The sequence below is a fragment of the Pirellulaceae bacterium genome (genome assembly GCA_029243025.1).
GTDB lineage: Bacteria > Planctomycetota > Planctomycetia > Pirellulales > Pirellulaceae.
In genome coordinates, this window is sequence record JAQWSU010000018.1 from 130,545 (window position 1) to 155,926 (window position 25,382).

Annotated in this window: 19 protein-coding genes; 10 read left to right on the plus strand and 9 right to left on the minus strand. The window is 54.5% G+C overall.

All coding sequences use genetic code 11. The annotated features are described in order from the left end of the window. Window positions 1–22: 22 nt before the first annotated feature. On the minus strand, window positions 23–253 hold the full coding sequence (locus tag P8N76_08150) for a hypothetical protein (GenBank protein MDG2381632.1): 231 nt from the start codon (window positions 251–253) through the stop codon (window positions 23–25). A 1,305-nt stretch (window positions 254–1,558) separates the two neighbouring features. Here P8N76_08150 and P8N76_08155 point away from each other — a divergent pair. From P8N76_08155 to P8N76_08170, 4 genes are all read left to right on the plus strand, one after another. Next, window positions 1,559–2,773, plus strand: coding sequence for a hypothetical protein (locus tag P8N76_08155; GenBank protein MDG2381633.1), 1,215 nt, complete (start codon window positions 1,559–1,561; stop codon window positions 2,771–2,773). A gap of 49 nt (window positions 2,774–2,822) precedes the next feature. Beyond that, the gene (locus P8N76_08160; protein ID MDG2381634.1) at window positions 2,823–4,685 is read left to right on the plus strand and encodes a metallophosphoesterase; all 1,863 of its coding nucleotides are present in this window, start codon (window positions 2,823–2,825) and stop codon (window positions 4,683–4,685) included. Window positions 4,686–4,779: 94 nt separating this feature from the next. Beyond that, entirely contained in the window at window positions 4,780–5,112 is a 333-nt protein-coding gene (locus P8N76_08165) for a hypothetical protein (GenBank protein MDG2381635.1), read from the plus strand. Beyond that, window positions 5,102–5,632 carry a PEP-CTERM sorting domain-containing protein gene (locus P8N76_08170; protein ID MDG2381636.1) on the plus strand — a complete coding sequence of 177 codons (531 nt, stop codon included), beginning with the start codon at window positions 5,102–5,104 and terminating at the stop codon, window positions 5,630–5,632. Before P8N76_08165 ends, P8N76_08170 begins: the two co-directional genes overlap by 11 nt. 320 nt (window positions 5,633–5,952) lie before the next feature. On the opposite strand, the gene P8N76_08175 is transcribed toward P8N76_08170, so the two are convergent. Continuing rightward, window positions 5,953–6,246: a transposase gene (locus P8N76_08175; GenBank protein MDG2381637.1), complete on the minus strand. Its 294-nt coding sequence runs from the start codon at window positions 6,244–6,246 to the stop codon at window positions 5,953–5,955. A 266-nt stretch (window positions 6,247–6,512) separates the two neighbouring features. Between P8N76_08175 and P8N76_08180 the strand changes: the two genes are divergently transcribed. The 4 genes from P8N76_08180 (at window position 6,513) to P8N76_08195 (ending at window position 10,944) form a co-directional block, all read left to right on the plus strand. Further along, window positions 6,513–8,033: a calcineurin-like phosphoesterase family protein gene (locus tag P8N76_08180; GenBank protein ID MDG2381638.1), complete on the plus strand. Its 1,521-nt coding sequence runs from the start codon at window positions 6,513–6,515 to the stop codon at window positions 8,031–8,033. A 286-nt stretch (window positions 8,034–8,319) separates the two neighbouring features. Continuing rightward, complete coding sequence (locus P8N76_08185; protein MDG2381639.1) at window positions 8,320–8,643, plus strand: hypothetical protein; 324 nt, start codon at window positions 8,320–8,322, stop codon at window positions 8,641–8,643. Between the two features lie 155 nt (window positions 8,644–8,798). Beyond that, the gene (locus P8N76_08190; protein ID MDG2381640.1) at window positions 8,799–10,238 is read left to right on the plus strand and encodes an alanine/glycine:cation symporter family protein; all 1,440 of its coding nucleotides are present in this window, start codon (window positions 8,799–8,801) and stop codon (window positions 10,236–10,238) included. A gap of 340 nt (window positions 10,239–10,578) precedes the next feature. After that, entirely contained in the window at window positions 10,579–10,944 is a 366-nt protein-coding gene (locus tag P8N76_08195) for a hypothetical protein (GenBank protein ID MDG2381641.1), read from the plus strand. Between the two features lie 95 nt (window positions 10,945–11,039). Here P8N76_08195 and P8N76_08200 read toward each other — a convergent pair whose 3' ends face one another. Then, window positions 11,040–12,215 (minus strand): hypothetical protein, encoded by a 1,176-nt coding sequence (locus P8N76_08200; protein MDG2381642.1) that lies wholly within the window; start codon window positions 12,213–12,215, stop codon window positions 11,040–11,042. Between the two features lie 369 nt (window positions 12,216–12,584). Here P8N76_08200 and P8N76_08205 point away from each other — a divergent pair, with 369 nt between their 5' ends. Continuing rightward, entirely contained in the window at window positions 12,585–14,546 is a 1,962-nt protein-coding gene (locus P8N76_08205; GenBank protein MDG2381643.1) for a leucine-rich repeat protein, read from the plus strand. A 67-nt stretch (window positions 14,547–14,613) separates the two neighbouring features. On the opposite strand, the gene P8N76_08210 is transcribed toward P8N76_08205, so the two are convergent. The 5 genes from P8N76_08210 to P8N76_08230 all read right to left on the minus strand — a co-directional run bounded on the left by P8N76_08210 (window position 14,614) and on the right by P8N76_08230 (window position 19,876). After that, window positions 14,614–15,171, minus strand: coding sequence for a hypothetical protein (locus P8N76_08210; protein ID MDG2381644.1), 558 nt, complete (start codon window positions 15,169–15,171; stop codon window positions 14,614–14,616). Continuing rightward, entirely contained in the window at window positions 15,168–15,365 is a 198-nt protein-coding gene (locus P8N76_08215; GenBank protein MDG2381645.1) for a hypothetical protein, read from the minus strand. The genes P8N76_08210 and P8N76_08215 overlap by 4 nt, the downstream gene beginning before the upstream one ends. Window positions 15,366–15,461: 96 nt before the next feature. Then, on the minus strand, window positions 15,462–16,289 hold the full coding sequence (locus P8N76_08220) for a PEP-CTERM sorting domain-containing protein (protein MDG2381646.1): 828 nt from the start codon (window positions 16,287–16,289) through the stop codon (window positions 15,462–15,464). A 500-nt stretch (window positions 16,290–16,789) separates the two neighbouring features. Beyond that, window positions 16,790–17,527 carry a hypothetical protein gene (locus P8N76_08225; protein MDG2381647.1) on the minus strand — a complete coding sequence of 246 codons (738 nt, stop codon included), beginning with the start codon at window positions 17,525–17,527 and terminating at the stop codon, window positions 16,790–16,792. A gap of 786 nt (window positions 17,528–18,313) precedes the next feature. Then, window positions 18,314–19,876 carry a sulfatase gene (locus P8N76_08230; GenBank protein MDG2381648.1) on the minus strand — a complete coding sequence of 521 codons (1,563 nt, stop codon included), beginning with the start codon at window positions 19,874–19,876 and terminating at the stop codon, window positions 18,314–18,316. A 1,153-nt stretch (window positions 19,877–21,029) separates the two neighbouring features. On the opposite strand from P8N76_08230, the gene P8N76_08235 reads away from it, so the two are divergent. Further along, window positions 21,030–24,731 carry a glycoside hydrolase family 32 protein gene (locus P8N76_08235; GenBank protein ID MDG2381649.1) on the plus strand — a complete coding sequence of 1,234 codons (3,702 nt, stop codon included), beginning with the start codon at window positions 21,030–21,032 and terminating at the stop codon, window positions 24,729–24,731. A gap of 451 nt (window positions 24,732–25,182) precedes the next feature. Here the strand turns inward: P8N76_08235 and P8N76_08240 are convergent, their stop codons facing one another. Beyond that, window positions 25,183–25,314, minus strand: a complete 132-nt coding sequence (locus P8N76_08240; GenBank protein MDG2381650.1) for a hypothetical protein — start codon at window positions 25,312–25,314, stop codon at window positions 25,183–25,185. Window positions 25,315–25,382 lie beyond the last annotated feature (68 nt).

Below are 25,382 nucleotides of genomic sequence, written 5' to 3' on the forward strand. Positions count from 1 at the left end.
GGTTTTAGCAACAACTCCTTAATCAACGTTGCTCATTGTGGTAAAATAAGGGAAGCACGCAATGAAGGTGTTGGTATTCGATGGATAAAATGACACCGCTTGTGACCACACCCTGGCGTGCGCCCACGTAACAGCTTTGAACAGGCGAGAGCCAGACTTCACCAACCAGCAAACGAGCAACTCGTTCCGAACGTTGGTTACTTTCAAGCTGCATTTTTTCGCGTGATGCCGTCAGTGGATCGGGCTTGACCATCCAAGGTTCATGCTGGTCGGCGACGGCAATTCTTCTTTGACCGGTGAATTTGGTCCACGGTGCGGCGAGGACCACACCGGCACAAGCATCGATGTTTTACGCCCTTCGGTTCCGGAGACTGCGACCCGGAAAACGTAACCCCTATAGCTCGCACCGAGTTAGAACACTCTCGAGAATTGCGTTGCCCTGATAGTTGCCCAGACGGCTGCCAAGAGAAGTCAGCTTGTGGCAACGAGAGTCAACCAAGTCGGCTAAGGCATCCGGTGCGAAGGTGATCGCCCTGCCGGTGAAATCCCCCACCTAAACGGTCGTTGTGAACGCTTCATCGGCACTCTGAAAGGCGAATGCTTGCACCGGTTTCTCATCTTCAGCAAACCGCATCTCGACTATTTGGTAAAGGAGTTTTTGACGTACTACAATCACGCGCGGTCGCATTCAAGTCGTGATTGTCTTCCACCGATTCGGACCCTTCCTGAGCCCGTCCGATCCTTGTCGGTCAAGGAAGTGGAGATTCATTCGCATCTGGGTCGGATTGTCCAACGGCTGCAGATTTGACCGATTCTGAATTGCAGGCGGTGAGATGACCTCGGTACTTATCCAACCCTTTCGCTATTCAGGCCGACGTAAAAGTATTTGTGACCAGTAAGTGCGTGCTGTCCGAACACAAATTGTCGTCGTCCTAGCGACAGTCGGCTACGTGCGACCCGCCAACTCTGAGATCGGCTCACTCACCTCCTCGTCATTCCCACCATGAAAACTCAACACGAAACGTCCGCGTCGCTCCGATGATGGGATTTGCCACCAGGATCGATCCGCTCTGTGAGAATGCGACCTCAACTGACAATGCATTGGATGGATTCTTCGGGGCGTTCGCAGCAGCAAGTGTCACTGGACGGAATTATTCGGCAATGTGGGTGGAGCAGGCGACAGTTTCGTCGCCACCATTCTCGATGGTGATGCAATCGTAAACACGACGGCGGGAGGTAGCACCTTTTTCAGGCAATTTCATTTCGCGTTCGATCAATAAATGGTCGGATTGGCCTAGCGCCACCAATGCTACATACTCGATGCTAAGCAGGCTTCAATAAAATATGCTTTTTCTTTGGAAAATCTGGACACAAAACGGGTCCGCACTGAGCGCAACCATTAGGATGCGATCGGGCGGAAGCTGGAGGAATTTCCAAATTCATTCATCTATCATCTAAGAGACACCCGGTCCGCCGGATGAAACATCGTTTCAAAGCTTCGCCTGACAGCGCTGTTGACTCACCGCCGAGACCTGTTTGAGATGGAAGGCGTATAGTTATGAACATCAACCGCCATCGAATCGAGACCGTCGTAATTCTGGCCCTGGCGGCTGGTGTGTTGGCAATTGCCGACTCTCCGGCATCGGCGCAAACCATAATCGCTTCTCAGGATTTTGAGGACAATTCCTTGTCTCGCGGCATTCCTGCCGAAGCTACGGCCGTCGCTCTCGACATCTATGATGATACGACGGGCGTTTACACCATGCCCGGCCTGGGTTTCGATAGTGGCGTGGGCCTTGGATGGACTTATTCCACTGACGCGGCCACTCCCGAAGGGGTTACCCGTGGCAACGACAACGGCGACGTCATCGGCGTCTTCATCGACGATAGCAAAGACTTTGGGACCACAAACGGGCTCGCCGGCGCCCCCGGACAAACCGGGGCCTTCTACCTCGTCGAGGATGCCGATAGCACCTGGACTGTAGCCTTCGATCCCGTCGACACGACCGGCTTCACGGACTTGATGCTCAGTTTCACTTGGGGCATCGACAATGATGGCGGCGGCAGCACGGCTGGCTCTAACTTCGAAGGGAGCGATTTCATCGACGTCACCGTGAACGGGGACTCCGTTTTCAAAGTGGATGGTGTCGGCGATTTCCACCTAGACGACGCGACTGGTGGTCTCGACGACCTTGACGCGGACTACATCAACGCCTTCACACCGGAAAACATTGATATCTCGGCATTGGATGGCCAGATACTCAACATCAGCTTCGCCATCGCTAATAATGCTGCTGCCGAAGACATCGCGTTCGACAACGTTATGGTCTCCGGCATGGCCGCCGAATTGCCCGGCGACTTCGACGGTGACAACGTCGTAGACGTCAATGACATCAATCAATTCTGCGGCAACTATACGTCCGGCGATTCGGTCTTCGACGTCAATGCCGATGGCTCGGTTGATCTGAATGATCACGCTCACTTGATTCAAAACATCCTTGGGACGAGTGCTGGAGATGCCGATCTGAATGGCTCGTTCGGGACCAGTGATCTGATCGCGGTGTTCACCGAGGGCAAATACGAGCAAGACGTCTCGGCCGGTTGGCACGAAGGTGAGTTCAACTGTGACGGCCGCTTCGATACGGGCGATCTGGTCGCCGCCTTCCAAGCCGGAACGTATGACCCGAGTGCTGCAGTACAAGCGGTGCCCGAGCCAGGTGGATGCCTGCTGCTTGTGTTGGGCTTGTTGATAGTAGGGCGTCGGCAAGTTTAGCTCAATAGCGAACAAAAAGCCTGCGCTAGATTGAGAGGCGGTCCAAGTCATGTATATTGGTTTAGCAACTCGAATCATCGTGAACACTGAAACACAACGTCTCTGGAATCGTCGCGTATCGCGATTGTTCACTCTGCTACTATTAGCTGGGCACCTCGATTTTCTCGTCACCGCGAGACATGCAGCCGCCGTTGAACCGTTTATCTTGGCGGTGATTGGCGATCAGCAAAACGCCGTCGACCGCGATCGCCATCTTGACAATTACGCGTCGTTCACAAACCAGACAGATTGGCTGGCTGCCAACGCTCAGACCAACAACATTCGCTTTGTGGCGCAGGTTGGAGATATCGTGAACAACGGTTCCGAGGTGAACGAATTCGAGCGAGCGGCTGCAGCCATGGCGACGTTGGACACCGCCGTGAATGCCGATGGAGGCATAGGAATTCCGTGGAGTGTTGGCTATGGTAACCACGAGGCGCTGGTTTTCGATCCGTCCGAGGATCCCGCCGGCTCGTTGGCAGACGGGTACCGACAATACTTCGGCGGCGCCGACATCCAAAACCATCGTTACACCGGTCAGGTCGGCTTTGGCAGTGTCAGCTCCAACGAGTTGAATACGTACCATTTGATCAAGTCTTCTCAGGCACCCGATGCGCGTGAATACGTGCTGCTCAACCTCGAGTTCGACGTGCCAGGGCACCCGGCCGGTTCGTCGCCACCGGCAGGGGATATCCCGGCATTCGATGCGATCGACTGGGCACAGGACGTCATGGACGCCCATCCCGGCAAGCCGACGATCATCAGCACGCACGTGTTCGAAGGGACGCGTGAGGGGCCACCTTTCTCGCCGGACTGGCCGGGTCCGGGGCGCAACAGCCAAGCTGAGATTTTTGACAAGCTGGTAACGAACAACTCACAGGTCTTCATGGTGCTCAGCGGTCATACGACCCAGGACACGCATCGAGTGAGATTGAATAACGCTGGGCTTCCGGTACTGCAAATGGTTACTGACTACTCAATGCAGAGATTCGGAGGCGGCGGCTTCATGCGCCTCATCGAACTGGATGAGGAGGTGGGTGAGCTTCGAGTCGAAACGTTTTCGCCGGGCATTCCCCAGAGTCCCGATCCTCAATACCGCACTGAGTGGACGAGCCGGTTTAGCATCCCCATCGACTGGAACTCCCATTTTGACGACATCCCTGAGATAGAGCTCCGAGATCCATGGATCCCGGAGCCGCCGAACACGACGTTGATTAAGATCCATGCTACGGGCACCGATGACGCCACCGAGGGTGGTTACAGTGTGAGCAGCGGCAATGCGCCTTTCAAAACATTAATACTCGACGGTACAAACGCTTCCGGAAATCTGACGGACGCCGTCCTCACGTTTAAGCTTCCCGATTTAGGTGACAAGAAGTTTCTCTCTGCGGATCTAAAATTCAATCTTTGGAACGGGGACTCGATCCATGGCGATGCTCCCTTATCAGACTTGGTCGGAATTCGCGTGTCGGCATCTAACGTCGTTACTGCGGACGACCATCAGGCGAGTGGAACGACACTGTTGGGAGAGATCCTCCATCCTTGGGAGCTCGTGGATAGTTATGACGAGGGCGCTTTGTTAGAGACGGGTAATGATGTGGCCGCCTTGAATGACTGGCTCAGTGACAACTACGTCGCCGGCGAATATGCAGTGATCGCAGTTCGTGCAAAGACACCGCCGCTCGCACCATTTAGTTGGTTCGGGATTGACGCTCAAACCGCCGAGTTGACCATCCACACCATACCGGAACCATCGACTCGATGTTTGGCCCTAATTGGGTTGATCAGCTTAGGCAGCATAAGAACTTGGCTTAAAACGCTTAACGAAAACCCAAAAAATATATCACGCGGTCGCGACTTGAGTCGGCCGTAGTTCAAATACGCACTGAGTCGGAATCCGTTCCCGGCTTATTTAATCGAATGCTCGCACTGTTGAACGTACCCCCGAGAACTCGAAGGAGAATGAAATGTACCTGAACAAGCATCGCTGCGGAACCATCGTAGTTTTTTCACTGGCGGTTGGTGTGCTGGCAATCGCAGGCTCTCCGGCATCGGCCCAAATCATAGTCGCCTATCAAGATTTCGAGGGGAACACTTTGTCTCGCGGCATACCTGACGAAGCTACGGCTGTCTCGATGGGCTTCTATAATGATACGACAGGCGTTTACACCATGCCTGGCTTAGGTTTCGATAGTGGCACGGGCCTGGGCTGGGCTCACTCCACCGACGCGGCCACTCCCGAAGGGGGTTACCAAAGGCAGCGATGCCGGAGACGTCATTGGTGTATTCATGGACAATAGCAGAGACTATGGGACCTCAAACGGGCTCGCCGGAGCCACCGGGCAAACCGGTAACTTCTATGTCGTCGAGGATTCCGATAGCACCTGGACCGTAGCTTTCGATCCCGTCGACGCGACCGGCTTCACCGACTTGTTGCTCAATTTCACCTGGGCCATCGATAATGATGGCGGCGGCAGCACAGCTGGCTCTAACTTCGAAGAGAGCGATTTCATCGAAGTCACCGTAAACGGGGAATCCGTCTTCAAAGTCGATGGTGCAGGCGATTACGACGTTGGAGACGCGGTTGGCGGTCTTGATGACCTCGACGCGCCCTACATCAACGCGTTCACGCCAGAAAATATCGATATCTCGGCATATGATGGCCAGATCCTCAATATTAGCTTCGCCATCGCCAACAATTCGGCTCCCGAAGACATCGCGTTCGACAATGTCATGGTCACCAGTGTTCCCGAACCCGGATCCCTGACACTGCTTGTGCTTGGCAGCCTGTTGTTGTTTTTTAGGCGCCAACGCACTTGAGTGTTGCGGTCGCCTCTCAACTTGATCCAGCAAAAAGGCCAGGGGTCAGGCATTTTCTATGGCGAGATCGGAAAGAAACTTTTCCGGCTCGCGACCCTTGGCTCTAGCTGGTTACCTGCGTCGGTCCAAATTTCCGCTCGCAGTTCGACAGATTCATTCGTGCTGGCGGTTGCATCAACCGATGCAGATAAGCTGCCGAACCAACTCGCACATTTCTCGAAATTTCGATTCAATTTTGGAGAACTGTGCAGATTTGGTTCGTGTTCCATAACATTAATGACGCGAAACGATTGGCGCTAACAATCAACGAGTCAAAACAATCAAGAGAGAATTTTTTGAATTCTTCGATCGTAGCCAGTTCGTTCGTTGGTCAATCGCCGCCACGGCGGCCCGAACATCGTTTTCAGAAAGCCGTGCTTTTCAGCCTTTTTCAATGCTGGTCCATCAATGTTCAATTGATCGGCGACCATTCGAACGAATGGTTCGCCACAGTGCGTGTTTAGATTGTCTACGACGAACAGCCAGCCTGCTTCTGGGGCGGTTGCGATGCTTTGCTTGATGTGCTTGGCAAAGTCCTCATTGTTGCGAGTTTCTTCAATCGTTGGGCAGGTCATTTGCCTTTTACCACATGCGAATTGTCCATCACGCAGACCGTACCATACCGTGTATATCGAAACTCTTCTTTCGCAGTTTGGCCCGTCAGCGGTAGTTTTGTTTCCGCCCGGCGCTGTAAACTCGTTATCTTGTCAACGCAAACTGTATGAGTAGGTGGCATGCTCGCGAAGTACGATTTGATCATGGCTGTCTCATCGATTTTCCGCAAGCCTGTCAATTTTTTCGTATTCTTATGTTTCGTGTACACGAAAGGAGAGAACTCGCCATGAAATTCTGGTTCCAACAGTTGATGCTGCTCGTATTAGTCGCGCTGGCGTGTGCCGATTCCCCCTCGCGACTCATGGCCGAGTCTCAGCAGGCGAGCGGATACGTCTACGATGATCAAAATGCCAACGGCACACGCGACGCAAACGAACCGGGGTTGCCGCAAGTGCGCGTCTCGAATGGTCGAACGGTGGTCGAGACGGACCCAACAGGCCGCTATCAGCTACCTGTGGACAACGACACCATTGTGTTCGTAATCAAACCTCGCGGATGGATGGTCCCAACTGACAAGAACCAAGTTCCGCGATTTTATTTCATCCACAAGCCAAATGGATCACCGCAGGGGCTTGCGTATCCAGGCGTGAAACCGACCGGACCCTTGCCTTCTGCGATCGATTTCCCCTTGATCAAGCAAGACGAACCCGATTGTTTCAAAGTCGTCGCGTTTGGTGATCCGCAACCGAACAACCTGCAAGACATTTATCACTTATCACACGACATCGTCCCTGAGCTGATTGGAACGGACGCAGCCTTCGGAATCTGTCTTGGCGATGTAATGGCAGATTTGCTCGATCTTTTTCCTGCTTACAATGAAGTCATGAGCCAAATTGACATTCCGCTTTACAACACAATTGGAAACCACGACATCAATTTCGACGTTTCCGACGATAAGCATTCGGATGAAACTTGGGAGCGCACCTTTGGACCGCCCACTTTCAGTTTTGACTGGGGCCCCGTCCACTTCATTGTCACCGACAATGTCTACTACCGTGGCGATCGCGGATACCACGGCGAATTCACCGAACAGGTCCTTACATTTATCGAGAACGATCTGCGATTTGTGTCGTCGGACCAGCTGGTCGTGGTGACAATGCACATCCCGCTAACAGCCTCCAATCACGACTCACTTCTGAACTTATTGAAGGGACGACCTGCGGTTTCGCTCTCTGGTCACACACACGACATCGAGCACAAATTCATCCCCATGGATCAAAAAGGCAATACACATCATCACGTGATTAATGGGGCGCTGTCCGGAATCCATTGGCTCGGAGATCCGGACGAATATGGGATTCCGCATGCCATGACGCACTGTGGATCGCCCAACGGGTACACGGTCATTACATTTAACGGCAACAAGTACAAGATGCAGTTCAAAGCCCCACGCCGGCCAGACAGTGACCAAATGCACATCTATACACCTTCGGAAATTTCCGTAAAGGAATCGAACAAGCCAGAAGTGCTGGTTAACGTCTATTTTGGTTCCGCCAAAAGCAAGACCGAAATGCGTTTGGACGACGGACCTTGGCGCAAACTGAAACGCGAACGGCGTGAAGATCCTTATCTGGCCAATGTCATCACAGTAGGCCATCCCTTGTCACAGGTCACACATATGTGGGTGGGAGATCTGCCGTCCGAATTGGCACTGGGTGGTCATACCATCCATGTGCGAACGACAGACATGTTTGGCCAAACCTTTACCGCCGCCCGCGTGCTACGAGTAACGGACGAAGACAAGTAACGTCTGGTGTTATGCTTTTAGGGAACGAGACGCAATGAGAACGGATTGCCAGCGAGTCGCAGCTGATGGGTAATCATCCCCGCAAATCCAAGGGTACGAACAAACCGTTTGCGAAGGCAAAGGAAAACGATGGGGTAGCATCCCACCATGGATTGACGAAACTTAAAGGCACCCCATCGCGATTGCCACCGAACAGTGCCTCAGACCCATTTCTGAAAACCCTGAACCATGAACAAAGCGACACAGTCCAAGCATGCTGTGCACAGCATTTGACAGAAAGAAGCACATGCCATCTTCAACCTATTTTTCCTTTTGGCCAGTTGCTTCTACAGTTGCCGGCACTCATTTCCTGCCTGCAACCAGTGAAGACATCGGCAATGCGGCAAATCTCGGTATCATGGAGATCAACCTCCAAGATGCTCTTCATTTCAAATGGGGTTTTCAAGGTGCGGCGGGGAAAGCAGGTGCTCCTAATCAAGCAGGCATTGGCAAGTTTTTTTCCTTTCAGTTGGAGCAAACGGCGCACCGTTCGTCGATGCGCGAACCAATGCCAACTTTGCTGATTTCGAGGACGCCTATGACTTCACATCGATGTCAGGTAAGCGAATGAGTCCAACGTTCGCTGACGTTTCTAACTTGCCCTTTCGGCGTTCTTGGGTTGTCAAATCGTCGAAAATTTTGATCGCAGCCCAGCGGACCATGCGGGTCGCACCCGGGGTTGGCCGTAGTTTGTTATTCACTGACCGCAGGAGATAAGGAGCAGACGTGGACCTGGATCAATGGGTAGATGATGCATTGGGGCCGATCGCAGAGAGACTTGCCGCGGTCGTCTTCTTTGCGTTGGAAATCGGCGGCGCCCGCGTACCCCTAATCGTACTCTGGCTCATCGCAGCCGGTCTTTTCTTTACGTTCTATCTGGGTGGCATCAATTTCCGCGGCTTCGCCGAGGGGTTGCGGATCGTCGGAGGCAAGGGAAAGCAAGATACGCAAAAAGGTGAAATAAGTCCCTATGCAGCACTATCGACCGCGATCTCGGGTACAGTTGGCATCGGTAATATCGGCGGTGTAGCCATCGCGCTCTCGGTGGGCGGTCCCGGGGCGACCTTTTGGATGATCGTCGCTGGCTTGCTGGGGATGGCCACGAAATGCGCGGAGTGCGTGCTCAGCGTGCGTTACCGTTCCGAAAACGAAGACGGCAGCGTTTCGGGCGGGCCCATGTATTCGCTTTCACGCGGTCTGGCTCTTCGTGGCTACCACGGTCTGGGACGGGGACTGGGCAGTTTCTACGCCCTGGCGATGGTCTTCGGCTGCCTGGGGATCGGCAATATGTTTCAGTCCAACCAAGCCTATCAGCAATTTGTCGTCGTGACCGGAGGAGATGCGAGCTTCTTCGAAGACCAAGCGGGACTTTTCGGAATCCTGCTGGCACTCGCGGTGGCACTGGTGATTCTGGGAGGCATCCGAAGCATTGCTCGCGTCGCCGAACGTCTGGTCCCGGCGATGGCCGCACTCTATCTATTGGGCGGCCTCGCGATCATCGCTCTCAATGCGCCCGCCCTACCGGGAGCGTTAGCCGCCATCGTGCGCGGCGCCTTCTCTCCCGAAGGCATCAGCGGCGGTGTGGTAGGTGCGATGATCATCGGTTTCCAACGCGCCGCCTTCTCCAACGAAGCGGGGCTCGGCTCGGCGGCGATCGCCCACTCCGCAGTGCGCACCCACCATCCAGCGACCGAAGGCTTGGTCGCCCTACTCGAACCGTTCATCGACACCGTGGTGATCTGTACCGTCACGGCCCTAGTAATCTTGACCACGATCTACGAACCTGGACTGGCAGACCGCGGTCTAGAAGGAGTCGAAATCACATCGGCCGCCTTCGGAAGCACGATCACTGGATCGCCGCTTGTCGTCGCGATCGCCGCATTGCTTTTCGCCTTCACGACGATAATCAGTTGGTCTTATTACGGTCTCAAGGGATGGACCTATCTCGTTGGCGAGCATCCCGTCGCGGTACGTGGCTTTCAAATCGTCTTCTGTTTCTTTATCGTGTTGGGCTGCCTGCTCGAACTCGATGCGGTCCTGAGCCTCTCCGATACACTGATCTTCATCGTAGCGCTGCCTAACGTCATCGGTCTCTACATCATGGCACCCGAAATACGTGCTTTGCTCGAGGAGTACCTCAGCCAAAACACCCCCCCCTCCTCCTAATCCGGTCCGACCTACAAGTATTCGGCGGCCGAGTTTGCAATCTTGATATTGAGAATCTATGCTACTTCGATCTCAGCTTGGGCAAAGAGTGAGTTTCTTGAGACTGGACCACGTGACGGCCCTCCCTTTTGCATCAAGGCGATAACTCCTTTGAGATTCTTTTGGCGCGACCATCGATACCCAAGAACGATCACGAAATCATCGAGATAAGCGGAGACGAAAAGACGATTCGCCAAGTAGCGAAGCAGGAGCATCTAGTACCGCCGTTGATTAAAGTGAAACCGCTCCGTCTTCAGTAGATCAACGGATTCATTTCCCACAAGAGAAAGAGAAATAGGATATGTCTAACTATATTCGAACTGATGTGGAGATTTCCATCAAGGAAGGAATGCTTGATGATTTCAAAGCGTTAATCAACAAAATGATCCAAAATACCGATGCGAAAGAACCCAACGCATTGGTCTATGAATGGTATATCAGCGAAGATGGTCGCGAGTGTCACTTGCTTGAAACTTTCAAGGACTCGGATGCATTCATCGTCCACCTGAAAAACGTGAGTGACTTTCTTGGACCGCTTTGGGACTTGTCGACCCTGACCGGATTCAAAACATTCGGCAATCCATCCGCCGAGCTACAACAAGCTCTCGCTTCGTTCCCGGAACCCATTCAGTATTTCCCGCACTCCAATGGCCTGACTCGCGACTGAGAAAAATGGACCGATCGCTGGCTCATCAATCGCGGTGGGTAGCTGGCATCAATTAAATGATGGGAATTGATGCCACTTGGATTGGCTCAGGCAGTTTAGCTGTCCTGCCTGGCTTGCGGCAAAATCGGCTCCCGTCCCCTTTCCTGCTTTTCGAAGAAGATCCGTTTGACGCCAACCGTCAGCAGGGGAATTGCCAGTAGCACGATAAATCCCCAGGCCAGGGCGCCATAGCCTTGAGCGACCAATGCGACGATACCGAAATTTGCCAAAAGGGTTGCCAAAAGAAGAATGCTGACGGACAAGGCAGCACGGTGCCACGGGAGGAACTTGCCAGATTTAGGACGCAAACGAACGGGTAGGTCTCCGATATTCTGCTCGATGCGGTCGATCAGGCCATGGATGGATCCCACAGCCGTTTCCAGCAATGTCCAACCGGCGACAATCCCAAAGGCAAAAATCCAGTAATCCGAAAACCGGCCCGCGGCTGCTTCCAGCATCGGTAACCAGGGAACATCCGCATCGATGACCGCCTTGTCAGGCCAGAACCTCATCAAGCACAAAAATGTGAGAGCCAAAGGAACGGTCATGAGGAGTCCGGCAAACAGGCCCGACAACATGGTTTGTCGCCGACTACGTTGCCGATAAAGGCAGAACAGAACAAGGGGAAAGACTCCGACGTTGTAGCCCACATATTGGATTGCTGACACGACGATGGTTCCCATGCTGCTCGGCTCGACCTCGGCTGTCGTTGCTGAGTCACCGGCACCACTCAACAGGATGAGCGCGGAATAGGAGATATATGCCAAGTAGAGAATGACACTGCCGAAGGTCTTGAAACGCTCGATGAATTGCGTACCCTTCCAAGCCAGCAGTCCGACGGCAACAAAAACGATACCCAGCCCGACGGCATAGGGTAAGCCGGTCGTGCTTTCCAACACACTGCCCATTCCCGCCGACATGACCGCAATGGTCAACAGCATGGCGACCAGGATCAGCAAGTCGAACAGGGGCCACAACGGCCCAATTAGTAATCGAATCCAACTTTTGTAGTCGTATGCTTTGCCAATCCTTGCAAGTTCAAAGGCAAGCGCGGAAAGACCACAGAACAAGACCAGAATAATGACGACGCCGACCCAAGCTCGGGGACCGAATCTTCCTGTGTATTGAACGATTTCACGGCCCGTCGAGTAGCCTCCGCCAATAATCATGGATTGAGCCACAATGGCTGGCAACAGCAGAGATTCGAAACGATTGTAATCAGAGGATTGCATGGACGGTTAAGAGCTTGCGAACTGGCTGGACCTTGCCAATGAGTGCCAAAATCCTACCAGTTGGCGACGGTGCCATCAACGCAGTTGAACAAGCGCTGTGGTTCGAGCACAAGCGGATTAGAAGCAACGAATAGTCGACTCGTAAATCGCGGTCGGTCGCTGGCGTCAATGAAATGATGCGAACCGTTGCTAACCGGACTGGCTCAGGGAGTTTAGCGATCCTGCCTCGCATGCGACAAAATCGGCTCCCGTCCCCTTTTCTCGCTTCAAGCCACCCGTCCTTCCAATCTGCTGTCTATTGAATCCGTTCTGTTGGGAAGTTAGCATCAGACCCTCGCCCTTTGAATTACTGGGTCTCCAGGGATTGCCATGAAACTAGCTCAAATAGTTCTGATCTTAGCCGTACTCCTCGTACGCTTGTCACCTGTCGCAGCTCAAACAGATACCGACGGCGATGGACTGCTGGATCTAATGGATGTGGCTGGGTTTCATATTTCCGGAGATAAGGGGGATTACGCCCTGGAGAGTATTCAGGACTTAGACGGCCTCAACCAGTTCGAAAACCTGCGGAGGCTTGACCTATGGAGTAACCAAATCACGAGCCTTGAGCAAGGTGACTTCCAGGGGCTCACCAACCTGCAGACGCTTTACCTGCACGACAACCTAATCACAAACATCGAAAGCGGTGACTTTGAGGGGCTCACCAACCTGCAAGAGCTTTACTTGTACGAAAATGAGATCATAAGCCTTGAGCAGCGTGCCTTCCTGAGGCTCACCAACCTGCGGAAGCTTGAACTGTACGACAACGAGCTCACAAGCCTTGAGCAGCGTACCTTCCAGGGGCTCACCAACCTGCAGTGGCTTGACCTGTCGCGCAACCGGATCACAAGTCTTAAGCAAGATGACTTCCAGGGACTCACCAACCTGCGGAAACTTTACCTGAAGGCCACTCGGCTCGAAAACCTTGAGCAGGGAGCCTTTCAGGGACTTACCAATCTCCAGACGCTTTACCTGCAGGATAACCCAATCAGAAACCTCGGGAGTGGAGCCTTCCAAGGGCTCACCAATCTGCAGGCGCTTCACCTGCAAGACAACCAAATCAAAAGCCTTGAGACTGCTGCCTTCCAGGGGCTCACCAACCTGGAGCTGCTTGACCTGCACGACAACCGAATCGCGAGCCTTGAGCAGGGTACCTTCCAGGGGCTCACCAACCTGCAAGAGCTTTACCTACACCTCAACCAGATCACGAGCCTTGAGCAAGGTGACTTCCAGGGGCTCCCCAATGTGCAGCTGCTTCACCTGGCAGGCAACCGAATCACGAGCCTGAAGCAGGGCGCTTTCCAGGGACTCACCAACTTACAGACGCTTCAACTGCACGACAGCCAGATCTTTGGGATTGAGCCGGGTGCCTTTCAGGGGCTCACCAACCTGCAGGCGCTTCACCTGGGGAACAACCCAATCACAAGCCTTAAGCAGGGTGCCTTTCAGGGGCTCACCAATCTGGAAAAGCTTGACCTGTACGAAAGCCAAATCGCGAACCTTGAGCAGGGTGCCTTCCAGGGGCTCACCAACCTGGAGTGGCTTTACCTGAACGGCAACGGGATCACGAGTCTTGAAAGCGGTGACTTTGACGGACTCGATAATCTGCAAGCGCTCTACCTGATCGACAACCACATCACGACGATTGAGAACGGAGCCTTTGAAGGGCTCACCAATCTGGAAATTCTTGTGCTGCGGAAAAACCCACTAGAGAAAGCCAACTTAAGCCGTGGGAAATTCAACAGCCTCCGCGTTCTAGAAATCGACTACCACAACGATTTGATTCTCAATGACGCTGAATTGAGCGAATCCGGATTACTGATGTTTTTTAGTCAGGTTGCACCGATCAATGCGTCGCTAATCGGCTTGCGATTCCCTGACGGCAAACCTACCCGCCTTCTTCATGGCTCTCACCGACTTAACTATCTGACTGTCGACCAACATCTCTACAACGCATCCAGCGATGAGATGGAGTGGTTTGATTCGGAGTGCTGCAACAGGCTAACCATCATCGGTTACGGAGATGCCAACGCGGACGGATTTTTCAACAGCACTGACCTGGTGCAAGTCTTCCAGGCCGGTGAGTACGAAGACGGCATCGTGGGGAACTCGTACTGGACGACCGGTGACTGGAATAGCGACGGAGATTTCGATGCTTCGGATTTCGTGATTGCGTTTCAAGCAGGTCAGTATGAAGCAGAGGCTGCAGCTGTTGCGGCACCTGAACCCTCGTCTGTCTTCCTGCTGCTCGGTGCGATGGCTCTTTTAACACAACGAAGGCGACGCGGTTGATCGATGAAACAAGCGTTTCACAATCAAGCGTCTCTGCCCCTCGGTCACCACACTCGTCGCTTGTGAGTCACGACGACCCGAAGAAAGTACAGAAAGAACGATCGATGTCCATTGGTTTCATCCTGTTCTCGAGATAAGTCTCCTCGATGTGCGTTTGTCCATCACTCTCGAATTTTTTGGCAACCAGTTCCAAAGCGTAGTAAGGATCCGCGTCCCCTTTGAGGGGAGGTCCCGTGTTCGTCCCGAAGAAGTCGGGGCTTTGCCTTAGATGTTCAATAATTCCGTAGACGTACATGGCTATCATGGCGTTCGGTAACTTGTGGAAGTTGACTCTTTTACAAGAAGGAAAGTGACACTTCTTATTTAACTTGTCCAGCACATCCTGAATCGTGGTTCTCCTGAACCACGAGTTCGTCGGTAAGTCCGGCGCTGCCCCCGGTTTGAATCTGTTGACTATGCCTTGCAACCTCGGCCGAATGCTCGCCTTTTCCATTACGATTAACCATCCTTGGGAGAAATTCTCAGCGGCCCGTTCTGTAATGAGCTGGCCGTACTGTCCGTGATTGTCATCGCTGATAACAAAATCGTGTAAGGCTTGGTTGAACGTCTTCCCTTCGCCAGTCATATTCTTTTTTTCCAGGCTTCCTTGTGCGCTGCTTTTTCTGCCTTGGATGCTTTTTTGTCAGTCTTGTGGCCCTCCATTTCCAAGAAGATGCACGGACCCTTTCCACCTTTTGCGGGTTCATGCTGGACCAGCAGTTCCTTGCCGTTCTTGATGAACTCGAAACCCTCTGAGGCGTTATGACCATAACGTCCCATGACTTGGACCTTGCTGGCGTGACGACATGGCCAAAGCCTGTACAGAACCTTGGAAGCTCCGCTGAGATCAACTTGAATGATCAGTATGCGAAAAAATCAGCTCCCATCCCGTTTTCTCCTCGAAGCAAATCCAAACGCAAGAACGATCAACAAGAGGCTCAGGCTTGCTGGCTCGGGAACTGCCGTCACCCGAACGTTGTCCAATGCGACTTTGTCATAGCCATTTGGCTCTTCATAACTGCCGCCAATCGACCACTGAATCAACAGATCATCTCCTGGATTGAGTGCATCGATAAACCCTTCCGTATAAGGGCTAAACTTTGGCAGGAACAGGTCATATTCCTGTTCGTATTTCTTCCATTCAGCTGGATCATCAGCCTCTGCTGCTGTTTCAAATAAAACAGGATCGAACCAGTTGGTTCCGTCAGAAAACTCGAGATCGAAGTAATCGGTACCATCACTGTCATTCAAGACCCATACGTCATAGGTCACTCGCAGTTGATCGACAATCTCGTCAGTCTCATTACGTATTCGCAGCGAAAGGACCGAGTTTGAGAATTCGATTCCACCCATCTGAAAACCCAGCGCTCGATTACCGTCACCCGTTTCAAAAGCGTAAGTGCCAGCCTCTGATAAGCCGCCACTAGAAATGCCGCGTCCGAATAAACCAGCTCCCACGGAAGCACCAAGTGCAGTCTCTTGCGTCTCTCCATCGGAACCCAGAAACACCGTCCAGCTGTCAGAATCCAGCCTGCCGTTCGCCCCACCGGGTTCCAATCCGGCTCCCGCATAGTCTTGAAAATCGACCAGCGCTTCCATCCCAAACTCGTCAAGGATGAGATCCGCTTGAACCGATGGGTTACTGGCACTGAAGCCAACCCCAACGACAGAAACCACCAGAAACCTGCAGAATTGCCAGATCATGTGCAATTTCTTCCGGCTGATCCCATCATGGCCAGAAGAACCAATAGTTCGAGATTGGCGCGCAGACATACGAAATCCCCCCAGTTGTATCACACCCCCAGTTGCCGTTAAACGAACTACGAGGCTAACACATACTTCGAAATCGAAAATCAAACGGTCGAAATACTTCCTCTTGGAGCTGTCACGCGTAACCTTCGTGCCATTTTTTTTCTGACAATCGCCGTATCACTCCTCCGTAGGCACACCACCGCACAATCGAAAGCGGCGATCCAATCTTGTCTTGCATGAATTCCGGTCGTGTGTGGAGGAAACCCTCGACTCAGCTGATCTCTGGGAAGAAAGAGAGCCTTAGCAAAGGCTCCCTTGATCACCTACGAGATAGATCTGCTGATCAACCTGCCTTGCGACGACGCTTCCACCACGTAGCGATACAGCCGACGACGCCTAACAACGTCCACGAGATCACCGAGGCGGGTTCGGGAACGGTCGTCGTATCCTGATCAAATATCGCGTTCCCGAAAAAAAAGGAAATTGCGGCCCGAAGGTTCCGTGCCGTCAGGGACGATGGTCTCTCCAATACTGAATCTCAACTTGAAGGAATCAGTATCCGTGAAATTGAACAGCACCGTCCTGTCTTCTTGCTGGTTCGTCAGGACCAGCGGATCGCTGGGATTGTCGGCACCGGTTCCCGGAGTGCCGGCAGTGAAGAGCGGACTCGAAGGACCGAACGGAGGATGCGGCCACCATGCTTGCCGTGGCGTATTTTCAATAGGCGAGTTGATAATCAGCTCGGTCGAGGCAGAAACCGTGTAGCTGAAACCAAAATCCGGGTCGATAAGGTGAACGCTTTCAATTTCGCCGCGAGGGTCACCAGAAGTAATGTCTGGTCCGGAATCGATGTCCATGACGGAGAATAAAAAGCTGGTAGCTACTGGTGCATCGGCGTTAAGGGCATCAACAAGCGCAAAAGTAAACTCTGCACTGTGGTCGTTTGCCAGATTCAATCTGCCAAATTTACCCGAACCATTCTTGCCGTTTCCACTTAGATTGTACGAATTGTAGTCTGTCAACGACCCCGAGACCTTCGCAACGAGATCGACCGATACGTCGTCGACCGTGACGATGTCAGCCCAGCGGATTTCGCCCGTACCATCCTGGGCAAGCGTTGACATCACGGTGCTGTTTTCGAAATCCAGGAGTGTTATCGAACCGTGAGCGACTTGCGCAACGCAAAACATCGCAACCATCGCCACTGCGTGTATGCCAGATCTCGTCAAAGTGCCCCCCTGAGCGACAGGAAATGTGACTCGGCCCGGGCACTCGCCGGCGTGGTGATTTAGTGTTTGTATTTCCCTCATGATTTCCCCCAAAACCAAAAAAAAAATTTTCTGTAAAAAGATCAGAGTAACAGGGAGCCCCCTACTTCATTGTCGGGAAGAATACCAACAAACGTTCGTCAACGTGGTTCGCGATGTCAAACCACCAACTCAGGCCAACTCTGTTACGAAACCAATCACAATACCATCGACTCAAAACGTGTCATGGTTCTTTTATTTTGTCAACGATTTGGTCAAATCAGTATCCTTGCCCCTTCCAGAACCTTGGGAGCAATCCAGCAATCGACTGGAACAAGGAGCCCCCCCCAGCACGTCGTGGCAGCCTGAGTGGGTCACATTGAAGCGATCGCTACAAAGTTCTCCCGACGACCCACGGATGAGGATTTCGCCAAAGCGACGCAGAAAGTTGCCGCAGCATGCAGCACAGCCTAGAAGTCAGTCCCCCAAAAAGAAAAGCGAAAACCGACTAGGATTTCCGCTTGATGCCGCTGTTTGCTGGTCTGGGTATGTCGGTGACACGCACGAATTGAATCTCATTAAGGTCAACTCTGCCGAGCAACACCATGTCGGTGGAGGCGAGGTCGTTTAAATCAAATGCAGTCAATCAGCGGGCGAATTTCGACGTAAACAACCCTGGCCAACCTCCCAAACCCGGTGATCCGCCTGCTCAGCTTTAGCGGCCCGCTGCTAATGCGGCTTCGCCACCGTGGGATCAAGCTGGCGAAGCAGGCTTTTCAACTTTGCTCGCGTTGCTTTCAACTCCGCGACATGAGCCAGATTGTTCAACTCGCGTGGGTCGTTCTTCTGATCATATAGCTCGACACCCAAATTGCCGTCGTCCCACTCCACATAGCACCATCTTTCTGTGCGGACAGACCGGCCGAGAATTCGGCGTGCGAGGCCCGCGTCTTTTTCAAGTGTCATGGGGCGGCCGCTGAAGCCTTTGCCGATCCGGCCGTTCACATTTCGTTTGACGACGGAAATTGCGCCGGCTCGTGGCGCGGGGCCTCGTGGGTTTTTCAATGAGGCTTGCAGATTGACGCCGTCGAGTTTCGCGGGCGGCTCAAGTCCACAAAGGCCGGCCAGCGTCGGGAACAAGTCGACGAGTTCGACGGGATGCGGGCAGTTGACACCGGAGACGCCAAAGCCAGACGCGGCGATGATCAATGGCGTGTGCGTGGATTCGTTAAAGAGGACGTCCTTGTTTCCAATTCCGCCATGTTCACCAAGTTGCCAGCCGTGGTCGCTGTGGAAAACGACAATGGTGTTTTTCCATAGGTCGAGCCGATCGAGCGTCTTCAGCAAGTGGCCAACCTGCGCATCGACGAACGAAATATTCGCATAGTAAGCTCGCCAGAGTTGGCGTCGGTCCTCGTCGCTGTAGATTTTGTAGGCGTGTGACTTGTCAAAATTGAGAGCGAGCGGGGGCACTTTTTTCAGATGCTCAATCGGTTCCCGCGGTGGCTTCGGAATCGATTCGAGTGGGTAGAGGTCAAAGTATCGCTGCGGCGCGGCGAGGACTTGGTGAGGGCGTCGAAGGCCAGCCGCGACGTAGAACGGCTTTCCTTCGCGGACTGCTTGCTCGATGGCTTCAGCCGCGCGGCGGACCACGATGCCGTCGGTTGTTCGTTCATCAGGCAAATCGGTTTCGGCCCACTCTTGCCAAAACCAGCCGCCTTTGAATCCCTCGGGTCGCAAGCTGCCTCGTGCGAGAACATGCCGGGCCGCTCGCGAATCTTTCTTGCGGAGCGCCACGGAATAGAGATAACCGTATCCGCACGGATCGTCTTTCGTTGCGCAAAGCTCGGCCACATCCCACGCGCCGGGTGGAGCCTGGACTCGGATGCTCGACTCCGATCGACCGAGAATATGAGTCTGATGAAAGACCTTGCCGAACTGAGCGGTGAAGTAACCGTTCTTTCGAAACCACGTCGGCATGAGTGTGACGCCGGGCGGAATTCCCCAACCAAAATAGTCCGTGGTTTGCGGACGCAGGCCGGAAAGAAACGATGCACGCGATGGCCCGCAAATCGGATACTGCACATACGCGCGGTCAAACTGAACGCCTTTCGCCGCGAGTCGATCAATCGCGGGCGTCTTCGCGACGGGATCGTCATAACAGCCCAGCGCCGGTCGCAGATCATCGCTGATGATGTGCAGAACATTAATCGGGCGGCGCACCTCCGCGCCAAGACGCGAAGAAGCGAACCCGGATATCATGAGGACGATGAGGATGGGATAGCGTTTCATGAATTGGCCACCACGAATCTACCTTTCCGGCGAAAATGAAATGCGGGTGCATTGGTCAAAATCGCATCCCTTGCATCAACTTCGGCGTGTTGCGTTGAATTCCAACTCGCGTCGGTGAAAAAGACCTCTGCCATTTGGACAGTGCGAAAGATCGAGGCGGAGTACGTTCAAACGGCATCCAGTCTTACTAACGAGCCTCACGTTCGACGCGAGATACGATCAACGTGGCCAAGTAAAGTTCAAATCCCGTCAACAGTCGAAGCTGCAACCATCGACGGGATTTGATCTTACAGCAGGCAGTCGGGGCAACCAGACACGGTTAGAACTTTTTCAGGATGAATTCGACGGCTGGCCAGCCAAGATTATGCAGTCAATGTTCGACGCTGCGTGACTGTTAACCGAAGCTCCATTTGGTTCGAGTCCTCTACGGCTCCCCGATCAGGACTCGAACCAAGCTGACGGACACCGAAAGTGGCGACTGAATTTGAACTCGGTAACTTTCTATGTGACAGCAGGTTACAGCAGTTGTCCTTTTGCGTGACCCGAAATGTATCACCCGTTTGAACCGACAGTGTTTGGCTTCATGGATTCCGTAACTCACTGGTGACAAACGAGAAACAGCTCGGCGCAATTGAACGCGACGAGCTGTTTTGATTTCAAGTCGAGGTGACAAGACGCCTATTGAACTTTTTGGGCGAGGCGTCCGCGGTATGCCTGGCCCCTTAATCGCTATCACAGAAGCACTTGGGTCGACGCCTCATTGAGATTTAACACCGCTGATATCGTCGGTTTTGGGGGTAAGGCCATGTGGAAAAGCCGAATGAAAACAATGCTGACGTTTTGGCACGCTTCAGTTGCTTCGCCTATATTGTCAATGTGGTCCACGGATGTTCGCAGAGGATATAATACCCTCAGATCACTAACCGATCGAAGCGACGACATCCACTGGATTCCGTAAACTGCTTTAGGTATCGAGGACTCACTGCCGATCCGCGAGGCCCTTTCGGAGACGCTCGCCGCGGCGGAGATGCACCCCCTCCAACCCTGTGCCCGACAGGCACCGGGGGACGCCGGGGGCAGAAAAGCGATTTCCTAGCAATCAGCTCAAAAAGAAAAGCTCTTCGTGACGGTTGTTGGGGCTGAACATAATCTTATGCATGAATCCCAGCCAATCCGCTCGCCGATCGCGCTGAAATGCCGACAATTTTTCCTGATGGCCACCGGTGTGATGGTGTGGCTTGTAAGCGCCGAACCCGCGCCGGCAGCCTGGGTCATCGCGGCAGCTGCGGACAACGATCTCGTACAGGTGTTGAAAGCATCCGGGGTGACAGCAGCGCGTTTTGACAGCGCTGCAGTTGCGGTGGCCAGTGCGGCAACCGGCGACGGAGTGTTGGTCCTGGCCGATGCCTATCCGGAAAAGACCACGCCTCTGACTCCCGCGCTTTTTAAAGAGGCCCGGGCGAAGAAAATTCGCCTCTATGTGGAGTACCCTTCGTTCCTCCCGGACCAGAAATGCGGCACGCCGCAAACCCTGAAGACCGGCCGTTGGGGCAATGTTCTGGAGCGCACCGTGGTGGCCAGCGATGCCTTTGGCGATGCCTTGAAGAAGTCGCGCATCCTCATGATCCACGGCTGCCATTACCTGCCGGCCGAAGCGCGGAATCCGCACCTCGTCGTGGCGCGGGTCGCCGGTTATGACCAGGCGATCTACGGGCTCCCGAACGAAAACGTCCACCCGATTCTTTTCGAGCATCCGGCTGGCGAGGTGCTGGTGGCGACGACGAAACTCAGCCAGTTTGTAACCGCGCGCTACGCGCCACTGGATGCTTGGGAACCGGTGTGGCGCATCATCTTGAAGTGGGCTCAGCCCGACGCCGATCTCCCGGCACTGCGCTGGACGCCACCACTGCGGCCCTCCTACGCGCGCGATGCGGCATTGCCGGCGGATGCGGAGCGCAGCGCTCTTCGGCGCGGTGCCGAATGGTATCGCAAATCGGGCCTCTTGGTGCATCCCTCATGGCAGGCGTTCTATGACCGCCCGGCCAATACCGGACCGCCCACTGCCGACTGGCCGGACGGCCATCGTGCCGGACCAGGACCGGGGCGCAATGCCGCCAGCGGCGACGGCAGCCTAGGTCTGCTGGAGGGCTTCCGCTCGAATATCTATCACGATGGATCGCAGGCGGTGCTCTGGTGGCGGCGTGCCGACAATCACGGCGAATCGGCGGGAGCGCTGGCGCTGGCCGGCTCGGTCCTCCAGCAACCGGAGTTTTCCCGCACAGGATCAAACCTCGCCGATTGGCTGACCGGCAAGTCCGTTCTCTACAATGGCGTGTTTGCAGATCCAAAGCATCCCGCCTTCGGACTTTGCGGGTGGAACGACGTGCCTCGCTACTACGGCGGCGCGAACGGATTCGATCAAGTTTGGGGCGATGACAACGCGCGGGCATGGCTCGGCCTCCTTCGCGCCGCCACCGCCCTGCGCTCCCAACACTACGACGAACGCCTCGCCCAGCAACTGCTCGCGATGATGCGCCTGACAGGAAAAAAGGGATTTATGGTGACCCATCTGGATGTTCCCTCGCTGGCGCGGAATGGATGGGAAGGAAGCTTCCTCGGCGATCACGAGCACCTCGCACCGCATTACCAGGCCTACGTGCAGGCTTGTTTTCTCTGGGCCGCGCGTGCCACGGGATTTCCCCTGCTCCGGGAGCGGGCGACCAAAGCAATCGCGCGGATGATGGAGGCCTACCCGCAGGGCTGGTCGGCGACCAACGATCAGTTCAACCAGGAACGTGCCCGCATGCTGCTGCCACTGGCATGGCTGGTCCGCCTTGACGACACCCCCAAGCATCGTGAGTGGTTGCGGAGAGTGGCTACCGATCTTACCCGCGACATGGACGCTTCCGGTGCCATTCTCACCAAGATCAAACGGGGTCCTGCCAGCAACGAGGCATATGGCACGGGCGAAACCACTCTCATTCAAGCCAACGGAGACCCCAACACCGACCTCTTCTACACGGCCAACTTCGCCCTCGCTGGTCTGCACGAAGCCGCGGCCGCAACCGGTGAGGCGTTCTACCGCGACGCCGAGAACAAACTGGTGCGCTTCTTTTGCCGCGTGCAGGTGAAGAGTGATTCCCTGCCCCAGTTCGACGGCGGCTGGTTTCGCGGCTTTGACTACCGGCGCTGGGAATACTGGGGCAGCGATGCCGATATCGGCTGGAGTCTCTACAGCATGGAAACGGGCTGGATCCAGGGCGAAGTGCTCTCGGTGCTCGCCCTGCGCCAGATGAATACCTCGTTGTGGGAATACACCGCCGCCAGCGGCATCCCTGGCCATTTCAAAAAGTGGCGTGGACGCATGTTGCCGGACGCTAACATTGAGAAAGCGAACGAGGCGACGAATCCAGAGCCTCCCGCAGCATCAGCTCCCAAGGCGGCGAAACCAGCGCCTCCCCCAACCCCAGCGCCGGACACCCCGGCGATGCCGGCAAAGCCGCCTGCAAGCTGGCTCACCTACCATCTCGCCCATCCGGCCAAAACCGCTCCGGGCGATCCTAATTGCATCTTCTTCTGGAAAGGCCGGTATCACTTTCACTACATCATCGAAGATAAAGGTGGCGCCTCCTATGCCCATGTCTCCAGCACGGACATGGTTCACTGGAAGTGGCATCCCACCACCCTCACGCCTGCCAACATGGGCCACCAAATGCTCAGCGGCACCGGATTTCTGACCAGAGATGGAAAGCCCGCCATCATCTATCACGGCCAGGGGTCAGGAAGGAATCAAATCGCCTACGCCGAGGACGATCTCCTGGAAAAATGGTCCAAGCCCGTGCCCGTCGATCCGAAAACAAAATCCGGAGCGATTCCGGAAATGCGCCACTGGGACCCCGACTGCTGGCTCGACGGGAAGACCTACTATGCCGTGTCCGGCGGAAGAGATCCTCATCTCATGAAATCCTCCGACCTGAAGAAATGGGAGTATCTCGGCCGCCTGCTGCACGACGAGATACCGGACGTCGGCGTGCCTCGCAACGAGGACATCTCCTGTCCCAACATGTTCCGCCTCGGCGACAAGTCGATGCTGCTCTGCCTGAGTCACTGGCTCGGTTGCCGCTATTACCTGGGCCACTTCAAGGATGAAAAGTATGTGCCGGAATCCCACGGCCTCATGAACTGGTTCAGCGAGTTCGACAAGGGTCATGAAGATGTGGATGTATTCGCTCCCGAGAGCGTCCTCACGCCGGATGGCCGCCGCGTCATGTGGGCCTGGTCGCGCGTGAAAGAACGGCTCAAGGGCGTCCCCATCCAGAGCAGCGTTCAATCTCTTCCCCGCGAACTCAGCCTTCCCAAGGACGGCGTCCTGCGCATCCGACCGCTCCGCGAACTGGAGACCTTGCGCTTCGACGAGAGGAGCGAATCCAATCTGAAGCTGGAAAGTGGCACGTCCTACCGGCTCCGGGAAATCTCTGGCGATGTCCTTGAGATCCGGGTCGTTGTCCAACCCGGGGCCGCGCAGCAATTCGGGGTCCGCCTTTACTGTGACCAGAAAGGCAAGCATGGCTTTCCCATCACCATCGAGCCCGGAAAGAAATCCATGAGCCTGGGCGAAACGCGAGTGCCCTTCGAGTTGAAAGCTGCAGAGAATCTCGATCTGCGAATCTTCCTCGACAAGAACATTATCGAGGTCTTCGCCAACGACCGACAGGCGGCTCTCGCCCCCTGCAAGTACGACCCGAAAAACCTGGGAGTTTTTCTGTTCTGCGGGGAAAGTGCCATTCTGGTGAGGGAGGTGAAAGGCTGGAAAATGCGGTCCATTTACGACAACCCTCTGAAAACAGAGAATTGAGGGTCGGCTTGAACCATGCCGTCCGAAGTGGGCGGACGGCCGAGAAAGTTCAGGGAGAGTCGTCGCATGAGGATTCGCCGTGATGCGGCGGGCGAGGGCTTCAAGCCGCGACGGTTGAGCTCAAACAGAATGAAGGCATCGACGCTGTTTTCAATGAGGAGCTGTGTAGTCACTATCTCTGATCGAAGTTTCTTAACTGCAGTCGGTGTGCATGCCCGGCGCGACTTGCGCTGCTTGACTTTCGACAGAGGTTGCATCAACTTCGGCAGCTTGCATTCGACCGTAACTCGCGTCGGTGAATCCATCCTCTGTAGTTATGAACCCGCCGCGCGACCCGTCGATGGACACCGATCGCCGAGCTGGGAGATGCACCGACCGAGTCTCTTGAAAGTGGCGACGGGATTTGAACTCGCTAAACGGTGTCGAAACAATGATCTACGGAAGATGAGATTCAAAGACGGCGCGATTTCGACATCCGTTTGAACTGCCAGGGAACGTCGACAGAAATAGCGAGGCTGCCGCAGATAAGTGCGGCGATAATATTCGGCACAGCCAATCCAGTAAGCGGATTGGAATGGGGCATCACGCGTCTCCCTTGCTTCGGGTCTCAGCGGCCGGATTTCCCCGGGGGTAAAAGAGGGGCAGGTCCGT